Raw genomic sequence first — 17732 nt, forward strand, 5'->3', positions numbered from 1 at the left:
CTATTTGCAAGCTTTAAGGCTGTTGGCGAACCCGCCCCTACGGCTAATTGAGAATGGTACAATATCTCAGTTATAACAGACATCTTGCAGCAATATCAATAAGAGGACTTTTCGTGGGGTCGGGCGGGTTTGTCGATTCCCTCCGCTTCCCGCCCAAAATCAGGTAGGGGCGGGTTCACCAACAATATCTGCCAATAATTGACAATTTCAAAAACCCGCCCCGGCCGGGATATTATTGTCAATCGATCGCACATGATATCAGTTAAACCCGCAACTACCCAACCAAAGTCCGCCTACGCCGCCTAAACCAAATCCCGAACCTGCGGAGGCAGGTTTTGTCTGTGTAGCTGCGACTTAAGTCGCCGAGACTTTTCAAACATCTTCTAACCAACGCCCGCAATTTCGGTTAATAATATGCTTAGTCAAGTTTAAACGACCAACAACAATGATTCGCCCACTTTTCACATTTTTTACAGTATTAATTGTAACCGGGTTAGTGTGGTTGGGAAATATCGCACCCGTTGCCGCCCAAGTACAACCAACAGATATCACCGATCCCCAACAGGAATTGGGAGAACTCGTTCAAAAAGCTTTTGAAGCTACAAATGAAGGCAAATTTCCCGCCGCAGAAACTTTTTGGACTCAAATCATTGACAAATTTCCCTTAGAAGCCGCCGCTTGGAGCAACCGAGGCAACTCTAGAGTCAGCCAAAACAAACTACAAGCCGCTATTACCGACTACGAAAGAGCGATCGAACTAGCACCCGACGCCCCCGATCCCTACCTAAACCGCGGCACCGCCCTAGAAGGTTTAGGACGTTGGGAAGAGGCGATCGCCGACTACAATCATGTACTAGAATTAGACTCCCAAGATCCAGCCGCCTACAACAACCGAGGCAACGCCGAAGCAGGTTTAGGAAAATGGGAACAAGCAATAGCCGACTACAGCAAAGCCTTTGAACTAGCCCCCGAATACGCCTTTGCCCGCGCCAACCACGCCCTCGCACTTTATCAAAACGGGCAAACCAAAGAAGCAATTCGCAACATGAAAAACATCGTCCGCAGATACCCCCAATTTGCCGACATGAGAGCCGCCCTCAGCGCCTGTCTTTGGGAAACAGGAAATCGCGGCGAAGCAGAGAGTAATTGGGTAGCAGCGATCGGCCTCGACTCCCGCTACAAAGACCTCGATTGGGTTGCCAATAACCGCCGCTGGCCGCCACTTGCAGTCAGTGCATTAGACAAATTCTTGCACTTGAAATAATCTCAAAACGCCAATAAAAAATTGCGAGCATCCCCATGATTGTGGGGTATAATTCCTAAAAGGGATGCTCCAAAGAATTGCCAAATATCATCCTAAGCTATAGCAATCCTCCCATCAGTTGTACAAATATAGCAATCCTAAATGATTCGTGTAATTCTTGTAGGGGCGGTGCCCCCGTGCCCGCCCCGATAGATAGGGGGTAGGCACGGGGGCACTACCCCTACATATTTTTACAAATGATTTAGGATTGCTATATGTAGGGGTAGTGCTACCCCTACTCCCCGTGCCTAGCCCTCACGGATCGCAGGGCTGTTTCGGGGCAACCACGGGGAGTAGGGGTCGGATTGCCCCTACGGAAAACCAGGGTTTTGTAGGGGCGGTGCTACCCCTACTCCCCGTGCCCGCCCAGCCCATAGACGAGCGGGTAGGGGTTTCAGATATCGGGGCAACCACGGGGGGATTGCCCTGTTGGGTGGCGATGAATTTTCTCCTTGGTTGTCGTTTCAGATATCGGGGCAACCACGGGGGGATTGCCCCTACAAGAGAATGAAACAGCCCTGCGACGGATCGGGGCAACCACGGGGGGTTTGCCCCTACAACAATTACACAATTCATTTAGAATCTCTATAGCAGGAAATAAACTATTGAAGAACAATTCAAACTCTTCTTGCAGGTTTCTTATTTCCTCAATATTCATCCCTTAAATCCGTTTCCTCCGTTGAATTCTCTTCTCAAAACTCGTATTCAACTTCTCCAGCAACAATCCTATCTGTCACCAATATTCTGTACAGTTCCAGTTCTTCCACAGTAACTTTTCCGTCCGCACAAATTGCTCTCTTAATGTCTTCCATTTCTTGCTTAGATATCTTGCCGTTAGCAACAGCTCGCTCGATTTGGGCTTGGAGCTTTTCTAGTTGCCGAGTTTCTTCCAGGGTAGGTTGTTTATCAGTCGATCGCGAAACTAACATAGTTGCATTCTCCTAGAGATTGACCTCTACTCTGTACTAAGCCGCCGCAGCAGATATTGTCAACTCAACGATGCAAAAATTGACAAATAAATGTAACAAAACTACATTTACTTGTCAATAGAATAAGCTGCAAAATTTTTTAACAAAATTACATTTGTTTGTCATTGGTTATTGATTATTAGTTAACTGACAACTGACAACTAACAACTGACAACTAACAACTGACAACTGACAACTGACAACTGACAACTGACAACTAACAACTGACTAATTCCCAAATCCGCGCAGCCGTCAACTCCTCAACATTCCTAAAAACCGCTGCAGCACCCGCATTTTCCAGCCCCGCAGCATAAGCCTCACAGCGCCCAGCATCATCCAAAACATGAGGCGGCAAAATTCCAGCCCCCAGCCAAACGCGATTTGGTTGCACTTCCCGCGCCTTCACAACCGTGTAAATATCCGCAACAGTATCTCCCGCGTAAATCACGGGCAAATTTTCTTCTAAACCGTGCAGAGTTTCCAACTGTTCAATTGCCGCGAAAAGTCCAGCCGGATCGGGTTTTCCCGGTGCATCTTCCATCGCCACCAACACCGGGGAATTTAAACTCAGTTTCCCTGACAAAACATAAGCAGCTTCATCCCGCATCGCCCCGCTAAAAAAGCCCCAAACAATGCCCCCACCCGTTAAATTTTCCAGGTAAGCCGAACTTAACAGCAGCGGTTCATCGCAAATGTAACCCGTCCAATTTTCCTCGTCAGGCCCGCGATAGCGACTTTGGAAAAAAGCCACTAATTCGTCATAGTTGACAGCGAGTTCGTTTCTCGATCGTCCAATCCCCTCAAAATAACGGCAAACTAACTCGAAAGACGCCTGCCAGTCATTATTCCACACACCCTCAGACTTCAGAGAGTCGATATCGAGAGAATTTGGGCGAAAAGCACCCGCCGTGAAATGTTCCACCGCATCGGCGATCGCCCGCCGGTAGGAACCGGACACATCCCGCACCACACCGTCAATGTCGAAGACTAAAATAACTCTGTTCACGATTTAACCATCCTTGTACCTAGGGCGGGCGAGAACCCAAATTTTATCGGTTCCCAGCCCCTGAGTGGCGCTAAAACCAGCCGCGCCACAAAACTTTTCATAGCCGATGACCAATTATCGAACAGAGTGTGCTACGCTTAGCGATTGTAGAAATTTTTAACAAGTTCGATCGGAACCCTGGAGGTTTGCTTGTCCAAGTTCATCTTAAAAGTTCTCTGGCTAGAAGAGAATGTTGCCCTCGCCGTTGACCAAGTTGTCGGCAAAGGAACTAGCCCGCTGACATCCTACTTTTTCTGGCCTCGCAAAGATGCCTGGGAAGACCTCAAAAACGAACTCGAAGCCAAACACTGGATTGCTGACAACGATCGCGTCGAAATCCTCAACCAAGCCACAGAAGTAATCAACTACTGGCAAGAGGAAGGCAGACGGCGCCCGATGACTGAAGCTCAGTCAAGATTCCCCCAAGTGACTTTTACCGGCAGCAACTAAGCCCAGCTTGTAGTTGCTACCCATATACATTGCCTGTTATGGCTGACAAGGGGAAGGAAAGAGGGGAGAAGGCGAGAGGATTAGACGCTTTTTCCACCTCGCCGTGAAAGATAAAATTTGAATTCGCTACAGCTTATCTTGATAGTGACTCCGATTTTGGAACCTACTCGCGTTTTGGGCTTGGTCGATTTGAGATTTATTGAAAATAAAGCTCTAAAATCGGCGTTGTTTTGATAATTAATACTTACGCGAAAAGTGGTTTGACGCGCTGCTTATAGATTTTTTTGAACGGGCAAGATGCCCGTTCCACAAGAAGAAAATCTACTCTTTGTGGAACAGGCATCTTGCCTGTTATTGAAAAGGGTGCAAGATGTGATACTATGTCTGGTCGATTACCCGAAATCAGGTAGGGGCGGGTTCACCAACAATATCGGCCAATAATTGACAATCTCAAAAACCCGCCCTGCCGGGATATTATGGTCAATCGCTCGGACATGATGTGAGTTATAACTGAAATGTACCATTGTCAATAAGCTTTTTGAACGGGCAAGATGCCCGTTCCACAAGAAGAAAATCTACTCTTTAGTGGAACAGGCATCTTGCCTGTTATTGAAAAGGGTGCAAAATGTGAGTTATAACAAATAACTAATAACTAATAACTAACAACTAACAGCTAACAACTAACAACTAATCACCTCTTCGCGGAATCTATGGGCGCCGAAAGTACAATCAACCAGACCGAACAGCTACCGCTGGTAGTAAATCCCGACATTCTCCAGCAAGCTATCCTCTACAAAATTAATACCCGCGTAAATGCTCGCGGAGAATTAATTTTCCCCTGCGTACCGGGAATGCTAAGTCACTATGTCAAGTCGATAGAAAAGCTATTTAGCACTCTCGACAGACCCCTGCCCGAAGACCGCAGAGACGAACTCAGCAAGCTTTTAGCCACCAAGTTAGAACAAGGCTACCGCACCTCCACAGCATCGATGCTGATCCTGCAATACGAATCAGTACAGCCGCCACAAACCGGTTTAGCCTGCAAAGTCATTGTTACTACCTCAACAGTTGGAGAACAGTACAAAAGCTGGGTAGACACCAGAGAACCTCCGCTTTTCGGTTCTCATCCCGATGCAAAATTGATGACAACGGCTGCTAAATTGGGTACACCCGATCGAGTGCGGATTTTGGACGTGGGGGCTGGTACCGGCCGCAATACCTTGCCGCTGGCGAGATTGGGCTATTCTGTAGATGCGATCGAACTAGCCCCAGCTTTTGCAGAACAATTGAAAGCTGCAGTAACAGCCGAAAACCTTCCCGTCACAGTGACTGAAGGCGACGTGCTCGACCCCTTAATGCGGATGAAACCGGCCCGCTACCAGTTAGCAGTTGCCGCCGAAGTCATCTCACATTTTCGAGACAGCGATCAAGTACGGCTTTTCCTCGCTAAAATGTGCGATTCCCTGTCTCCCGGAGGCTTGTTGCTGTTCAGCACGTTTTTAACCGTCGGCGACTACCAGCCTGATGCCCTCGTGCGACAAGTTGCCCAACTCTCCTGGTCTACTTTATTTACACCCCAAGAACTCGCCACCGCAATGGAAGGGTTGCCCTTAGTCCAAATATCCGATGAATTGGTGTTTGAGTACGAACGCCACCACCTGCCGGAAGGAGCCTGGCCCCCGACGCCTTGGTTTCCCAGTTGGGCCACCGGTCGAGATGTCTTCCCGATGGCAAACGCACGCCCGCCAATGGAATTGCGCTGGATTTTGTGTCGCCGAAGTTAAAAAAAATCGGTCATTTTTAGGCGGACACAGCAATCATAACTGTTAACAGGCAGTAACAGTTTCCTCAGATATTTTTATTTCAACAGCTTAAAGCCGGCTCGCTGTTAATATTGTCCAGCCTGGACAGAAAAATTTACAAAAATATATATTAAAATGTAAAGAGAGCGAAGTTCGATCGCCTCTGGGTGACAAACCCAGTGTCTGATTAGATCCAACGCTTGCCAACCTTTTATTTCTTGCGAAAAATTGGGTGGCTAATGGCAATCGGGCTTGAATAAAAGTCGATCGTCATCTCAATGGGTGCAACTAGAGTTAAGATGAATTCAACAAACCTATTCCTCCCGATAGATGACTTTTTAGGGAATAGGATTAACCAATAGATTAGCTCGCTAGTTAGCGATGCTGCTGAAAAACAAATATGCTTTTAACACATCCACTACAAGCGTTTGGAGCAATCTTCGGGCACAAACCTTCCACAAATAGATCATCCATCGACCACAAAACCAGTAAAAATTATTGGGAGGGGAATATTGAGTCCGCTGTAAACGAACAAATTGACTGGTACATCCAAGTGGAAATGCTAATGAGTAACGCTAAATCTTCCTGCACCAATGAAGAGATTACTGCTTGGCTGCGGGGATTGCTGACAATTGCTTGGGCAGACGGCAACTTTGACGAAGACGAGCAAAAAATGATTGCAAATCTAACTCAGGATGAACTACACCCGGTATCTTTTGAGGAGGGTTTTGAACCCATTACCGCAGAGGAATTAGTCGCTGTGTTAGGGAAAGACACCGCCAAAGGCGAGGATTTTTTGAGGACAGCAGTCATGGTAGCTTTGGCAGACGGTACCTACTCGCTCAGCGAAGACGAGGTAATCTCTAAGTTTTGCACAGCTTTGGGGCACAATGTAGAGGCGATCGAAGCTCTGCGACACACCATCGAAGACAGCAAGTGCGATGATCCGCAGGGGCCCAGCAGCCAAATCGTCTTTGATGCGAATGTCGCCCCCGTCGCCGGAACACCGCTTTCATCTCGGCTACCTAAACCTCACCACAAAAATGTCCTGCAGCCTGTCAAAGACTGGCTTGACGCCTGGGAAATTCACGACCCCAAAGTGGCACACTTTGTCTGTAAAATTATTCCGCCCCAGTGTCCGTTTGAGCGAGATGTCGTGTTATTTGGTCACAAAATCGTCCACATTCCGGCGATGTGCCAGATTAACCCGCTTTACGAACAGTTAGTCGGGATGCGCTTTCGAGCTCTCTGCTATTTGGCAGATGAATGTAAGGAAGATATATCCTCATATTGTTAGTAGTCATTAGTCATTAGTCATTAGTCATTAGTCATTAGTCATTAGTCATTCTTGTGAAATTTTGGATTAATGATTGTAACTATTAACCAATGACTACTATTAGTCCTGAACGCAAAAACCTGGTTTTTCTACGAAAAAACATCATTACACCCATCCGCCCCAGTAGAAAAACCGGGTTTATTCAGTTTTTGTGCGTGAGTCCTGCTAATATCAAATCTGCTTTGATAATACTAATTCAACAAAAGTTTTAGTACAATCCTCAATCTTTACAAATTATTAAAAGTCGCCGATTTAGGAGCCGGACACGGCATTGCCGTTTCCCTACAAATGCTCGCGTACAATCTCTGGCTCTGCACTACTTTTCAGAATTGGTAAAATTATATTTTTCCGGCAACTGTAAATAGCCACTAAACTTGGCTGTCGTCCGCCGACCCGGGCTAAAGAAAAAGAGCAATATGGTACTTGGATCGGGTATAATAATAACTACTGACTAATGACAACTAACAATTGACAATTGACAATTGACAACTGATATGATGTCCGGTCGATTACCCCTAATAAGGTAGGGGCGGGTTCACGAAAAATATTTGCCAATAATTGACAATCTCAAAAACCCGCCCTTTTAATCGCTCGATCGGACATGATATGACAACTGACAACTGACAACTGACTATTGACTACTGACTAAATTATGCAATTTATCGATCGAGCAGATATTCAAGTCGCAGCCGGCAAAGGCGGCGACGGCATGGTAGCTTTTCGCAGAGAAAAGTATGTACCGGCGGGCGGCCCCTCTGGCGGGACGGGCGGCAAAGGCGGTTCCGTGTATATGGTGGCGGTGGAAAGCCTGCAAACGCTGCTAGATTTTCAGTACAACCGGATTTTTAAAGCCGATGACGGGAAGCGGGGCGCGCCGAAAAATATGACTGGTGCCGGTGGGGACGATCGCACGATCGAAGTTCCCTGCGGTACAGTGGTTTACGACGCGGAAACTCAGGCAATCTTAGCAGATTTAGTGACGCCCGGACAGACTTTTTGCGTAGCCAAAGGCGGCAAAGGCGGTTTGGGGAATAAGTGTTTTCTGACCAATTCTAACCGCGCTCCAGATTATGCGATGCCGGGAAAAGAAGGAGAACACAAATTTTTGCGTTTGGAATTGAAGCTATTAGCTGAAGTGGGAATTCTGGGGATGCCGAATGCTGGCAAATCCACCTTAATTTCAGCTTTGTCTGCGGCTCGCCCCAAGATAGCAGATTATCCGTTTACAACTTTAGTCCCGAATTTGGGCGTAGTCAGAAAACCGACCGGCGACGGTACTGTTTTTGCTGATATTCCGGGATTAATTGAGGGGGCTCACGAAGGCGCGGGTTTGGGTTACGAGTTTTTGCGGCACATCGAACGAACTCGGTTATTGCTGCATCTGATCGATATTACCGATGAAGATCCGATCGCCAATTACGTCACAATTCAGGAAGAATTAAAGGCTTACAGGCGTGGTTTAGCCGATAAACCCCAGATTTTGGCTTTTAATAAGGTAGATGCGATCGACCTCGAAAGCGAAGAAATTGGTAATTTAATCAGCCGAATTAAAGAAATTAGCGGCGCTCCTGTTTTGTTGATTTCTGCCGTTAGTAGAGTTGGATTGGATGAATTGATGCAGCAAGTTTGGCAGAAACTCGACGAGATGAACGAGAAAGAGGCGGCAGAACAGTTAGCAGTCGCGAGTGTTTAATCGCTTTCGGGTTCCTGGAATTTCCGTGAATGGGTAGGTGTTTTTTTGAGGGGTCAAATCTTTCGGCTGTATGGCTTGTGCGGCAAGGGTTTGAGCCTCTATGCTGAAAAAAACGATCGTTTAAAAGTATCTACCGACTGCTTTAAATCGCCTACAAGCGTGACGGTTAAAGTTCCCAAAGGGGTATGGGGCAATCGCTAATGCTGTGTGGCAAAGGCGGGAAATTTATTATTAGAAGCTTTATCTTATTTTGCGGATATGAGTTGAGCAGCATTCAGGGCATTTCCTAAAAATTCGCCTTATTATCCCTCATCAACTCATATTGTAATTCCGCAACGCCCTAAATTACCATTTTTAACCAACTTTCTCCTCTAAACAGTCTTTTTTTTGTTCGAGATATGTCGATACAAATAGTCGAGGTAGTAAAAGTCCAGACCGAATTTTGTAGTCGGCAAATTCAGGATATCGTCCGAGTGAACGATCTTTTTTTATCATGTTAGGAATAAAAACACCAGCAAAAAAAGCTGCCAGAATTAAAAAAGGTAGCCAGTGCTGAACTAGCATCGCAAACGCTCCGTAGATTAGGATTTCTCCTAAGTAATTCGTATTGCGCGATCGGGCAAAAAATCCTTCAGTTATTAGTCCCGAACGGTACTTAAGGGTGTAATACTTCTGTGCATCAGCAGTATAGTGTAGAAAGACACCGATAATATTTAGGGAAATTGCTGCTGCCACTAACGGCAGAGGTGGTTGTGAGCCGCTGCTAATCAAAATAAAAGGTGCTATCCAATAGAGGCTAAGTAACACAAAGCCTAATATTCCCGTTCCGACAGAGATTTCTTGTTCCCACTGTTTATCTGGATAGATCTGGTCTTTGAGCAGCCACAACAAACCATAAGTACCGTGCAGAGCCAAATAAACCCAAGCACCAAAATTAAAATTTTGGTAAATGAACATCAGTGTCAAAACAAATGGAAAGGTGAGTCCTTTGTGCAGATTGATAAAATGCTTCAGTTTCATAGCTTTTGTTAAGATATATCTAGTAAACTCTATCTCTCTTTATATTACATTTTTTTAGATGTAACTACTTATCACGAGCAAACTTATCAACCTGCTTCTATTTTGCCTGACGGGGTAACAAGCAACTTGAAAGCGTGACCGGAGTGCCCTCATTCGTTTATTTGACAGCTCCGGCTCTCGGCTTAACAAAGAAAATTGCTCGCGATCTCAGTACCGAAAGAATGTTGCGCGGATCGCCCGCGACGAAAGCTTAATCAAGGATTTCTCTAATCGGGCGATCGCTATTTCACAAGTTCATATCGTTTCCGGTTGCATGGGAATGATAAAGTCAAGGCCAATAATTCCACATTCCCCCACTCCCCACTCCCCACTCCCCATCATTGAAAAACCCGGTTTCTGATTACCGATGAGTAAGTCCGAAGTATTGTTAAATTCCGCTTGACTCGCGGATTCGCCCGTTGTAATCGACTCTCACCCTCCCATCTTGAGAAACCGTAACAACCGTTTCTACAGTATAGACAGACGAACCAGGCTTGTTACCCTTAAAAGTAAAAGTCCAAGTTCCATCGCCATTGTCAACAAACGGCGATTCCTTAGAAGTACCGTGCATAGAAGCTTCAGCTCGATAGTTGCCTAAACCCCCATTAGCAATTTCTGCTGCTTGACGGGCTAAGTTTTTTGCCCGATTGAGTTCGATATTATTGTTAATCACTGTCACGCCGTCGGTTTCATATTCAGGAGCAGGATTGCTCAAGGCGGGGGAGACTCCAACAGCTAAAGTTGAAAGCGCTACCAGACAAGCAAGTCGAATGTTTAGTTTCATAATACAAACTGATTTATAGTTTGATAAAGTCTACAACACTTGCCCTAAAAAACCCGGTTAAATTTTCAATTTTTAATTTTCACTTGTGAATCGGCTGGCGTTTCCCCACCGTACAAATAGCGGTAACTCATCCGAGAAATCTCCCGAATCAATGTTTGAGCTGGCTTTTCCGTTTCCGGCGGATGCTTCACCATCACCGCCACTAAATAACGCTTACCGTTCGGCAAATCCACCATCCCCGCATCCGCAAGCAGTGTATCAATGTTTCCGGTTTTGTGAGCAATAACTGAACCTTCGCCTAAACCTTTCGGCAGCAAAGAATCATTTCTAGTTTGGCGCATGATTTGCAAAATGCGATCGCGCGATTTCACCGATACCAAATTACCCCGATCGATCTGGGCTATGATATTAATCAAATCCTTCGGACTGGTAGTATTAGTTCCCTCCAAATCTGGCAAATTATTACGCAGAACCGTGGTACTCAAACCCCAATTTGCAAAATGCTGATTCAAAACCTCAGCACCTCCCAACAACTCAATCATCATATTTGTCGCTGTATTGTCGCTGACAACAATCATCTTTTGGGCCACTTCCAAAGCCGAATACTTCTTGCCCGGAGATTCGTCTTGCATATCCCCAGAACCGCCGACAATGTGTTCCGACTTCAGAGTCAGCATCTGATCTAACTGCACTTTGCCCTCATCGACTGCTTGGAAAAAAGCTACTAAAATTGGCACTTTAATTGTGCTAGCTGAAGCAAAAGCAGTATCGCCATTAAAATTTAGGTAGCTTCCAGTATCTAAATCGACTAGAAATATTCCGGCTGTCAAACTAGAATTTTCTGTTGCTAAAACCTGAACTTGCGTTTTCAAAGCCGCTAATTCTTGATTCAGTTGCAGCACTTCTGGGGCTGCAGGTGCCGCAGATGCGCTATCGGCTGGGTTGTTCTGCCCTGTGCTGGTTTGTTCTTCTGTCGCTACAGTGGATGCTCGACTCACAGCATTTACCACCGACAGCAGCGTCCCGCCAATCACCGCTATCCCAACTCCCAAAATCAGCAAGCGAGTAGCATACACCAACGGCGGCACGCTCGCAGATGCTGGTCGTTTACCCGGCTTCTGGCTCGCTTGTGGGCGCGGTTTAGGCACGGGGGGTTTTTTGGCATCTGGGGGGATTACCGTGTCTGGAATGCGAACTGGGGGCGAACTGGGAAGACTTCCACGGGTGGTAGGGGGAGTGGCTGTTGGGGGCTGGTTGTTGGGATTGCTGGCGATCGCACTCACATTTTCCCGCTCCAGAGTCGGGTTCGGAAACTCGAACATATCGACAGCAGCGAGGCCTTTTTTGCGTGGTTGGCGAGTCTTCGACTGTGGAGTTTTGCTGGTTCTGGGTTTTCTGGGGTTAATTGCCGATCGAGGATCGGATAAAAAGTCTTGTGTAGTAAATTCTTCCGAAGATGTGGGAGAATTGGCTCCAATTCTGCTGCCGCGGCTTTGTTGCGGTGGCACAGTCGCAGGTTCGGGCGATCGAATTTCTGGGTTGCCGTTTTGCGGTTGGGGAGGGCGGCGGCGGCCGGAGTTGCCAGACTGACTTGCTTTGCCGGACTTAGGCTGCTTTGAGCCGGAGTTGGGAGAGGATATCGAGGATATCACCGATAATATCGATCCTTTGGGAAACCGCTCTGCCACGTCTTACTCCTTCATCACTAATGTAAAGTTCAAGTTTAAGATTTTTCAGCTTGTCAGCCAATCAATTTTAGATTTTAGATTTTAGATTTTAGATTTACCCCAGACGCTGCATGGTATCAGCAACCGGGTTTATGGCCCGCTAATTATCGCAAAGCTTAGGTTTTTAGTCAAGAAACCCTGTTACGAAGGTGACAACTGGGTGCAGGAAAGTTCTCTGTGAAAAAAATCCTCAATCTCACATCCCCAATTATCAGCATTTCTCCTAGCGCTCCGTTCGATTTTCCGGCAACGCTCCATCCAGAGTATCAGAATTTGCCTCTCGTGGGTAACTTTTGATTGCCCATTGTGTTTGGCGGAGGACGCCCCGCAGCATGGCGACTTCATCCACTGTCGGATAAGCCCTGTTGTACAAACGCCGAAATTTTTCCATCCGGCTTGCTGCTGTGTGCGGCTGCAAATATCCTATTTTGAGTAACAGCGTTTCTAGTTGCTGGTAATATCCCTCTAAATTTTCCAAGGGAGCACTGGGGAGGGGAATTGAGGGATTTTCTGTCTGACTGGTGGCAAGTTTTTCTTGGTAACAAGTTGATAAATTATCTGTGGCATCGGGTATTGAAGAGGCAGAGCCTCTGGATATGCGTTCCCAGGCTGAGCCTGGGAACGAGGCATCTTCTTCCTGCTTCTCTCTTCCTTCTTCCTTCTTCCCTCTTCCGACTTCCCTCGGACTGACATCCGTTACATCCGTTACATCCGTTACAGAATCCGTTGCCGAACTTCCTTCTTCCTTCTTCCTTCTTCCTTCTTCTTGGTATAGTTCGTAACAGCAGATAGCGACGGCTTGGGCGAGATTTAGAGATGTGTAGGCATCGCTGCTGGGAATGCGGATCAGGCGTTGAGCGCGGTTTAATTCGGCATTGGTTAAGCCGCAGTCTTCTCGGCCGAAAATTAGGGCGCTGGGGGCTTCTAGGAGCCAAGGCAAGGCATCTGCGGGTTCTTCTAGTTGTGTTGGCAACGATCGACTATCATCCCCTGTAGTTGCGATCGCTCTGACACACCCAACCAAAGCAGCGGGCAAACTCTCGACTACTTTAGCCGTTTCCAATATGTCGGCGGCGCGAACAGCCATCAGTCGGGCTTCTTCCCCTAAATAATCGCATTGGGGATTTACCAAAACTAATTGGTGCAAACCCATATTTTTCATGACGCGGGCCACTGAACCCACATTCAATGGGCCTGCAGGTTCGACTAAGACTATTCGGATGTTGGCGTCGGCCGTTGCGAGCATTTTTATTTGGGGAGGTGTTTGGCAGAAAGTAGGTTTTTCCTTAGCAACAGGCAAGATGCCTGTTCCACAATCAAATTTAACTATGAGTGGAACAGGCCTCAGCAACAGGCAAGATGCAGGTTGTTTCCTTAGCAACAGGCAAGATGCCTGTTCCACAATCAAATTTAACTATGAGTGGAACAGGCATCTTGCCTGTTCATAATCGCAAAATGCTTGTTCCACAATCAAATTCAACTGTTGTGGAACAGGCATCTTGCCTGTTCATAATCGCAAGATGCCTGTTCCACAATCAAATTCAACTATGAGTGGAACAGGCATCTTGCCTGTTCATAATCGCAAGATGCCTGTTCCACAATCAAATTCAACTCTTGTGGAACAGGCATCTTGCCTGTTCCTGAAAATGGTACAAGATGTGAGTTAGTAATATACTTTCCAAATTAGCATGGCAAAGCAACGATCGAAATCTGATTTACCGACAAAAATGTGCCCGGTGTGCGATCGACCTTTTACTTGGCGCAAAAAATGGGCGGACTGCTGGGATGAGGTCAAATACTGCTCCGAACGTTGTCGTCGCCGCCGTTTGGCGGCTCAAGATTAAGAATTTAGGGCAAGTTGCTCGATCGAAGCTAAGATTGCAAAGGAAAAATTTTAGGTTATTAGGTTATAAATTATGGCATCGCAACAAGTGCAACCAAAGCTAGTTATTCACGGCGGTGCCGGCAGTTCTCTACACAGTAAAGGCGGAATTGAGGCGGTGCGGAAATCGCTTTACGATGTTTTGGAGGAAGTTTATCCGCTGCTGAAAGACGGTGCAAGTGCCGTAGATGCAGTGGTGCGGGGCTGCCAATTGTTGGAAGATGACCCGCGATTCAATGCCGGTACTGGTTCTGTAGTGCAGTCGGACGGTCAAATTCGGATGAGTGCTTCGCTGATGGACGGTTTGATGCAGCGTTTCAGCGGGGCGATTAATGTTTCTCGCGTTCAACATCCGATCGAACTTGCTCAATTTTTGCAGAATTCGGACGATCGGGTTCTCTCTGATTTTGGTTCGGCGGAATTGCTGCGAGAACTTCAATTGCCGATTTACGATCCGATGACGGATTTGCGTTTGCACGAGTGGATGCAGGAACGCCAAGGCAATTTTAGCAAAGCAATGGCTGATGTGGTTGCCGAACCGGCCGGTATGGGTACGATCGGAGTCGTAGCTTTGGATGTGCATGGACGCTTGGCTGCTGGGACTTCGACTGGTGGCAAGGGTTTTGAGCGCATTGGCCGGGTTAGCGACTCGGCGATGCCGGCGGGAAATTACGCGGCAGGGAGTGCGGCGGTAAGCTGTACGGGGATTGGCGAGCACATTATGGACGAGTGTTTGGCGGCGCGAATTGTGATTCGGGTAACGGATGGTTTGAGTTTGAAAACTGCTTTTGAGCGTTCTTTTGCTGAAGCTGACGAACGTCAACGGGATTTTGGCGCAATTGGAATTGATGCTAGCGGTGCGATCGCTTTTGGCAAAACTAGCGAGGTGATTTTGGGTGCTTTTCACAATGGTATGCAAATGGGCGATACTTTGGAAATGAGCAAGGGAACGCTGATTTTTATTGCTTAAAAGGGCGATATAAATTGTCAGTATGCGGTTCAGATACCCGACTTTTGGAATAATTCGGGTATCTCCATCGGCCTTAGTTTTATATCAAATCTGGCGACATCAGAATAAATATTACCCACACTCATGACAAGGCGCCGTCCCATTTCCATACAATTCATCTGCAGATCCTTACTCCCTTCCCGCCCAAAGAATATAGAGAGAGGTAAAATGAAAAAAAGGGAGTAAGAGAAATGAATCTGAGTCAACAATTGCCGTAGGTAAGCCTAGAGAAAAAGCAGTGGCAACGACTGTACTACAAGAATCAGCAATCCCATAGCGGTTCTCAAGCGTGGTGAGGTATGGGGGCGAGTCCTATGTCCTATGCCCTATGCCCTATGCCCTATGAGCACCTCATGTTACTGAGAAAGGCTATAGATCCAATTGTATTGCTTAAATGACTCAAGCGAAGCATCTTATAGCGATTTATTGAACAGCTTGACAGCGCGTAGCGCCCGACGACAGGCCCTACGCGCTCGGAAACCGCTTCGTATAACTAGCAACTTGCGTTATTGGCCGGTGAACGTAAAGTTTCCTTCTGTACAAAGATTAACTTTATATTGTATAACTTCTTCCCCATCATCAAAAACAGCTTTGATATCGTAAGTACAGACATTCCTCGTGTCGGTAAAACTTATGTTTGTAGATGCTCTAGGTTTCAGTATATCTATACCAAGAAGGTCTTCCTCCCAATCATTTACTCCCGTGGGAGAGGTATGAAAGCTTGTTATATTAGTAGCAGTTTTGTTAGTAATACTAAACACGTAAGTTTCAGCTAAAGCACTCTTTGCTGTCATTACGGATAGTGGTAAGGCTAAGGCCGTAGCAACCATTAAACTCTGAAGGATTTTAGCGATTGGAACTGAATAATTCATTGTCAAGGAAGGCAAGCTGTATAGATTTTTCATCATTAGAGTCTAGTGAGGGATATTAGTAAAAACCGAAGTAGCATTACTACAACATAAACAAATATACTTCCTCCTTAAGGAAGATGTCAAGAAAATTGCAGGGTGGCAAGGAGCTAGCGAAGCTGTTACCAGAGGCAAGATAGGCTAAAACCATTGCTGTAAAAGCTTTTTAGAAGAAGCAAAAAAAATTTGGGTAACTTTTTAGACATTAATTAAACCACAGTCTCAATGGGGTTCAGCCGGGATACGCGCCAAAGAGGACAGGTTGTAAAATTTTGTAAAGCAAGGCAGTTGAAACCATTGATTTGTAGAGATTTTGAACCAAAAATAGTTTCAGTGGAGCCAGAAATTCTGGAAGCGGTCTGGCGATAACTCCGTGTAGCGAATAGTGTGTTGAATATTCTTGTGTCCCAGATAAGCCTGAATAGCTATGGTGTCATGACCAATAGATCCTAGATAAAACCCACAGGCATGGCGTAACGGCGACGGATTCGTGGCGGTGCACCTCTGCCAAACGCTTCAGCAGTTCGCCGTTTTGCAGGTTCCAGAGTTTGACTGTGCCCGCGCGCGATCGTGTCAGCAGCGTTTTGCTGGCGGGACTGAAAGCCACTAGCAACACGGCTGTTGAATGTCCGAAAATCGTCTGCTGCAGTTCCCCGCTGTGCAAACTCCAAATTTTCACTGTACTATCCTCAGAACCCGTTGCGAGGAATTGTCCGTCGGGACTGATAGCCGCAGACAAAATCCTGTCTGAATGGTGGAGAGTAGCTTTTAATATGGCGCCGGTTGAGGTTTTTGGCTGCGTTTTATATCCGGCTATTTCCAGCCAGTCGATCGCATCTCTCCAATTTTTGAGAGCATTTCGGGGCCGATTTGTCAATAATTCTATATATCTGTACAAAGTTTTTGACAAATCAACTTCTACACCTTTGATTTGTTTGTTGAGAAAAACCGCAATTTCGGCTGGGCTGTAGCCGCACAGCAAGCCACAGAGATGCCGCTTTTCTACGGGTGTCAGCCCTCCTGCATCCTCCCAAACAGGAAGTTCAGTTGCCGGATGATGCCGAAACCAGGGGTCGGTTTCTTCGTATTCATCGGGAAGGGCTAATTGTCTATGTCAAAACTGCATTATACAAAAAGCTCTTTCTAGAAAATTGTATCAGTGACTTCTTTAAACTTTCCCAATCGAAAGCTCTTGTAGAGTGTCGAGTTCTTAACGAGCTTTCTGCTTACGAGACGATGGAGAGTTCATCACTGACTTGAATCCTACCTTTGACCAGGGAGCGAATCAGACGATCGAGTGAGCCACGTTCTTCTTCACTGATAGACTCATCGAGGATGGCGGCCATCATCCCGTAGCGGTCAGCCTTGGTAACGCGGTGAGTATCGGTGACAGTGGCAATTAATTCGTTGATAGCGCCGGGGAGAAGATTAACTGGATACATGGGATTGTTTTGAACTCGACACCTTAATCATCTCGTGGTTTCTCCTAAGAGCAAGTGATGGTGCTGGTTTTTTTCCGTGATAATACTGAAAATCTTCGGTGAACCAAGTCCGTCTTACCAGTGATCGAAGTCACAACATTGAAACCAATGCAGCGCTGGAACAATTAGAACCCACATTCTGCCCTTTGAGCCACTGTTGACTGGGAATTCCCTCAAAATTGACGCAAACCTCATGGCTTGGTCAAAAATACCTAAATGTGAGAGTCAAAGGGCGGAATATGGGGAATCGCCCTTTTATCCAAAATCAAAATAAGTAGACAGACA

The 17732-nt window shown here is 46.5% G+C and carries 18 protein-coding genes; 7 read left to right on the forward strand and 11 right to left on the reverse strand.

What is annotated here, in order from left to right:
* Window positions 1-445 precede the first annotated feature (445 nt).
* Entirely contained in the window at window positions 446-1264 is an 819-nt protein-coding gene (locus QUA00_RS08240) for a tetratricopeptide repeat protein (protein WP_333409298.1), read from the forward strand.
* Window positions 1265-1995: 731 nt separating this feature from the next.
* On the opposite strand, the gene QUA00_RS08245 is transcribed toward QUA00_RS08240, so the two are convergent.
* Both QUA00_RS08245 and QUA00_RS08250 read right to left on the reverse strand, forming a co-directional pair.
* Entirely contained in the window at window positions 1996-2232 is a 237-nt protein-coding gene (locus QUA00_RS08245) for a hypothetical protein (protein ID WP_333409299.1), read from the reverse strand.
* Window positions 2233-2488: 256 nt separating this feature from the next.
* On the reverse strand, window positions 2489-3277 hold the full coding sequence (locus tag QUA00_RS08250) for a TIGR01548 family HAD-type hydrolase (RefSeq protein WP_333409300.1): 789 nt from the start codon (window positions 3275-3277) through the stop codon (window positions 2489-2491).
* A 177-nt stretch (window positions 3278-3454) separates the two neighbouring features.
* Here QUA00_RS08250 and QUA00_RS08255 point away from each other — a divergent pair, with 177 nt between their 5' ends.
* The 4 genes from QUA00_RS08255 to obgE all read left to right on the forward strand — a co-directional run bounded on the left by QUA00_RS08255 (window position 3455) and on the right by obgE (window position 8597).
* Window positions 3455-3766 (forward strand): 30S ribosomal protein PSRP-3, encoded by a 312-nt coding sequence (locus tag QUA00_RS08255; RefSeq protein ID WP_278187374.1) that lies wholly within the window; start codon window positions 3455-3457, stop codon window positions 3764-3766.
* Window positions 3767-4908: 1142 nt separating this feature from the next.
* Window positions 4909-5550, forward strand: a complete 642-nt coding sequence (locus tag QUA00_RS36775) for a class I SAM-dependent methyltransferase (RefSeq protein WP_445305724.1) — start codon at window positions 4909-4911, stop codon at window positions 5548-5550.
* 418 nt (window positions 5551-5968) lie between these two features.
* Window positions 5969-6865, forward strand: coding sequence for a Mo-dependent nitrogenase C-terminal domain-containing protein (locus tag QUA00_RS08265; RefSeq protein WP_333409302.1), 897 nt, complete (start codon window positions 5969-5971; stop codon window positions 6863-6865).
* Between the two features lie 691 nt (window positions 6866-7556).
* Window positions 7557-8597, forward strand: coding sequence for a GTPase ObgE (gene obgE, locus QUA00_RS08270; protein ID WP_333409303.1), 1041 nt, complete (start codon window positions 7557-7559; stop codon window positions 8595-8597).
* Between the two features lie 354 nt (window positions 8598-8951).
* Here obgE and QUA00_RS08275 read toward each other — a convergent pair whose 3' ends face one another.
* From QUA00_RS08275 to QUA00_RS08295, 5 genes are all read right to left on the reverse strand, one after another.
* Entirely contained in the window at window positions 8952-9617 is a 666-nt protein-coding gene (locus QUA00_RS08275; protein ID WP_333409304.1) for a DUF1295 domain-containing protein, read from the reverse strand.
* 427 nt (window positions 9618-10044) lie between these two features.
* On the reverse strand, window positions 10045-10440 hold the full coding sequence (locus QUA00_RS08280; protein WP_333289283.1) for a hypothetical protein: 396 nt from the start codon (window positions 10438-10440) through the stop codon (window positions 10045-10047).
* A 65-nt stretch (window positions 10441-10505) separates the two neighbouring features.
* Window positions 10506-12092, reverse strand: a complete 1587-nt coding sequence (locus tag QUA00_RS08285) for a serine hydrolase (RefSeq protein ID WP_333145402.1) — start codon at window positions 12090-12092, stop codon at window positions 10506-10508.
* Window positions 12046-12189 (reverse strand): hypothetical protein, encoded by a 144-nt coding sequence (locus tag QUA00_RS08290; protein WP_333145401.1) that lies wholly within the window; start codon window positions 12187-12189, stop codon window positions 12046-12048. The genes QUA00_RS08285 and QUA00_RS08290 overlap by 47 nt, the downstream gene beginning before the upstream one ends.
* A gap of 201 nt (window positions 12190-12390) precedes the next feature.
* Window positions 12391-13467 (reverse strand): RNA methyltransferase, encoded by a 1077-nt coding sequence (locus QUA00_RS08295; protein WP_333409305.1) that lies wholly within the window; start codon window positions 13465-13467, stop codon window positions 12391-12393.
* A 388-nt stretch (window positions 13468-13855) separates the two neighbouring features.
* Here QUA00_RS08295 and QUA00_RS08300 point away from each other — a divergent pair, with 388 nt between their 5' ends.
* Both QUA00_RS08300 and QUA00_RS08305 read left to right on the forward strand, forming a co-directional pair.
* A complete protein-coding gene (locus tag QUA00_RS08300) occupies window positions 13856-14011 on the forward strand; it encodes a DUF2256 domain-containing protein (protein ID WP_006631540.1) in 156 nt (51 codons plus the stop codon).
* A gap of 72 nt (window positions 14012-14083) precedes the next feature.
* Window positions 14084-15019, forward strand: a complete 936-nt coding sequence (locus tag QUA00_RS08305) for an isoaspartyl peptidase/L-asparaginase (RefSeq protein WP_333308239.1) — start codon at window positions 14084-14086, stop codon at window positions 15017-15019.
* 545 nt (window positions 15020-15564) lie between these two features.
* Here the strand turns inward: QUA00_RS08305 and QUA00_RS08310 are convergent.
* The 4 genes from QUA00_RS08310 to QUA00_RS08325 form a co-directional block, all read right to left on the reverse strand.
* Window positions 15565-15966, reverse strand: coding sequence for a hypothetical protein (locus tag QUA00_RS08310; RefSeq protein ID WP_333409306.1), 402 nt, complete (start codon window positions 15964-15966; stop codon window positions 15565-15567).
* Window positions 15967-16296: 330 nt separating this feature from the next.
* On the reverse strand, window positions 16297-16410 hold the full coding sequence (locus tag QUA00_RS08315) for a hypothetical protein (protein WP_333308263.1): 114 nt from the start codon (window positions 16408-16410) through the stop codon (window positions 16297-16299).
* Complete coding sequence (locus QUA00_RS08320) at window positions 16400-16948, reverse strand: hypothetical protein (protein WP_333409307.1); 549 nt, start codon at window positions 16946-16948, stop codon at window positions 16400-16402. Before QUA00_RS08320 ends, QUA00_RS08315 begins: the two co-directional genes overlap by 11 nt.
* A 244-nt stretch (window positions 16949-17192) precedes the next feature.
* Window positions 17193-17408: a hypothetical protein gene (locus QUA00_RS08325; protein ID WP_333054638.1), complete on the reverse strand. Its 216-nt coding sequence runs from the start codon at window positions 17406-17408 to the stop codon at window positions 17193-17195.
* Window positions 17409-17732: the final 324 nt, after the last annotated feature.

It is taken from the genome of Microcoleus sp. T2B6, from assembly GCF_036700475.1.
GTDB lineage: Bacteria > Cyanobacteriota > Cyanobacteriia > Cyanobacteriales > Microcoleaceae > Microcoleus.

Coding starts and splice junctions, on each gene's coding strand:
- QUA00_RS08240 (WP_333409298.1), top strand. CDS start 446: ATGATTCGCCCACTTTTCACATTTTTTACAGTATTAATTGTAACCGGG.
- QUA00_RS08245 (WP_333409299.1), bottom strand. CDS start 2,232: ATGTTAGTTTCGCGATCGACTGATAAACAACCTACCCTGGAAGAAACT.
- QUA00_RS36775 (WP_445305724.1), top strand. CDS start 4,909: ATGACAACGGCTGCTAAATTGGGTACACCCGATCGAGTGCGGATTTTG.
- QUA00_RS08265 (WP_333409302.1), top strand. CDS start 5,969: ATGCTTTTAACACATCCACTACAAGCGTTTGGAGCAATCTTCGGGCAC.
- obgE (WP_333409303.1), top strand. CDS start 7,557: ATGCAATTTATCGATCGAGCAGATATTCAAGTCGCAGCCGGCAAAGGC.
- QUA00_RS08275 (WP_333409304.1), bottom strand. CDS start 9,617: ATGAAACTGAAGCATTTTATCAATCTGCACAAAGGACTCACCTTTCCA.
- QUA00_RS08280 (WP_333289283.1), bottom strand. CDS start 10,440: ATGAAACTAAACATTCGACTTGCTTGTCTGGTAGCGCTTTCAACTTTA.
- QUA00_RS08300 (WP_006631540.1), top strand. CDS start 13,856: ATGGCAAAGCAACGATCGAAATCTGATTTACCGACAAAAATGTGCCCG.
- QUA00_RS08305 (WP_333308239.1), top strand. CDS start 14,084: ATGGCATCGCAACAAGTGCAACCAAAGCTAGTTATTCACGGCGGTGCC.
- QUA00_RS08310 (WP_333409306.1), bottom strand. CDS start 15,966: ATGATGAAAAATCTATACAGCTTGCCTTCCTTGACAATGAATTATTCA.
- QUA00_RS08325 (WP_333054638.1), bottom strand. CDS start 17,408: ATGTATCCAGTTAATCTTCTCCCCGGCGCTATCAACGAATTAATTGCC.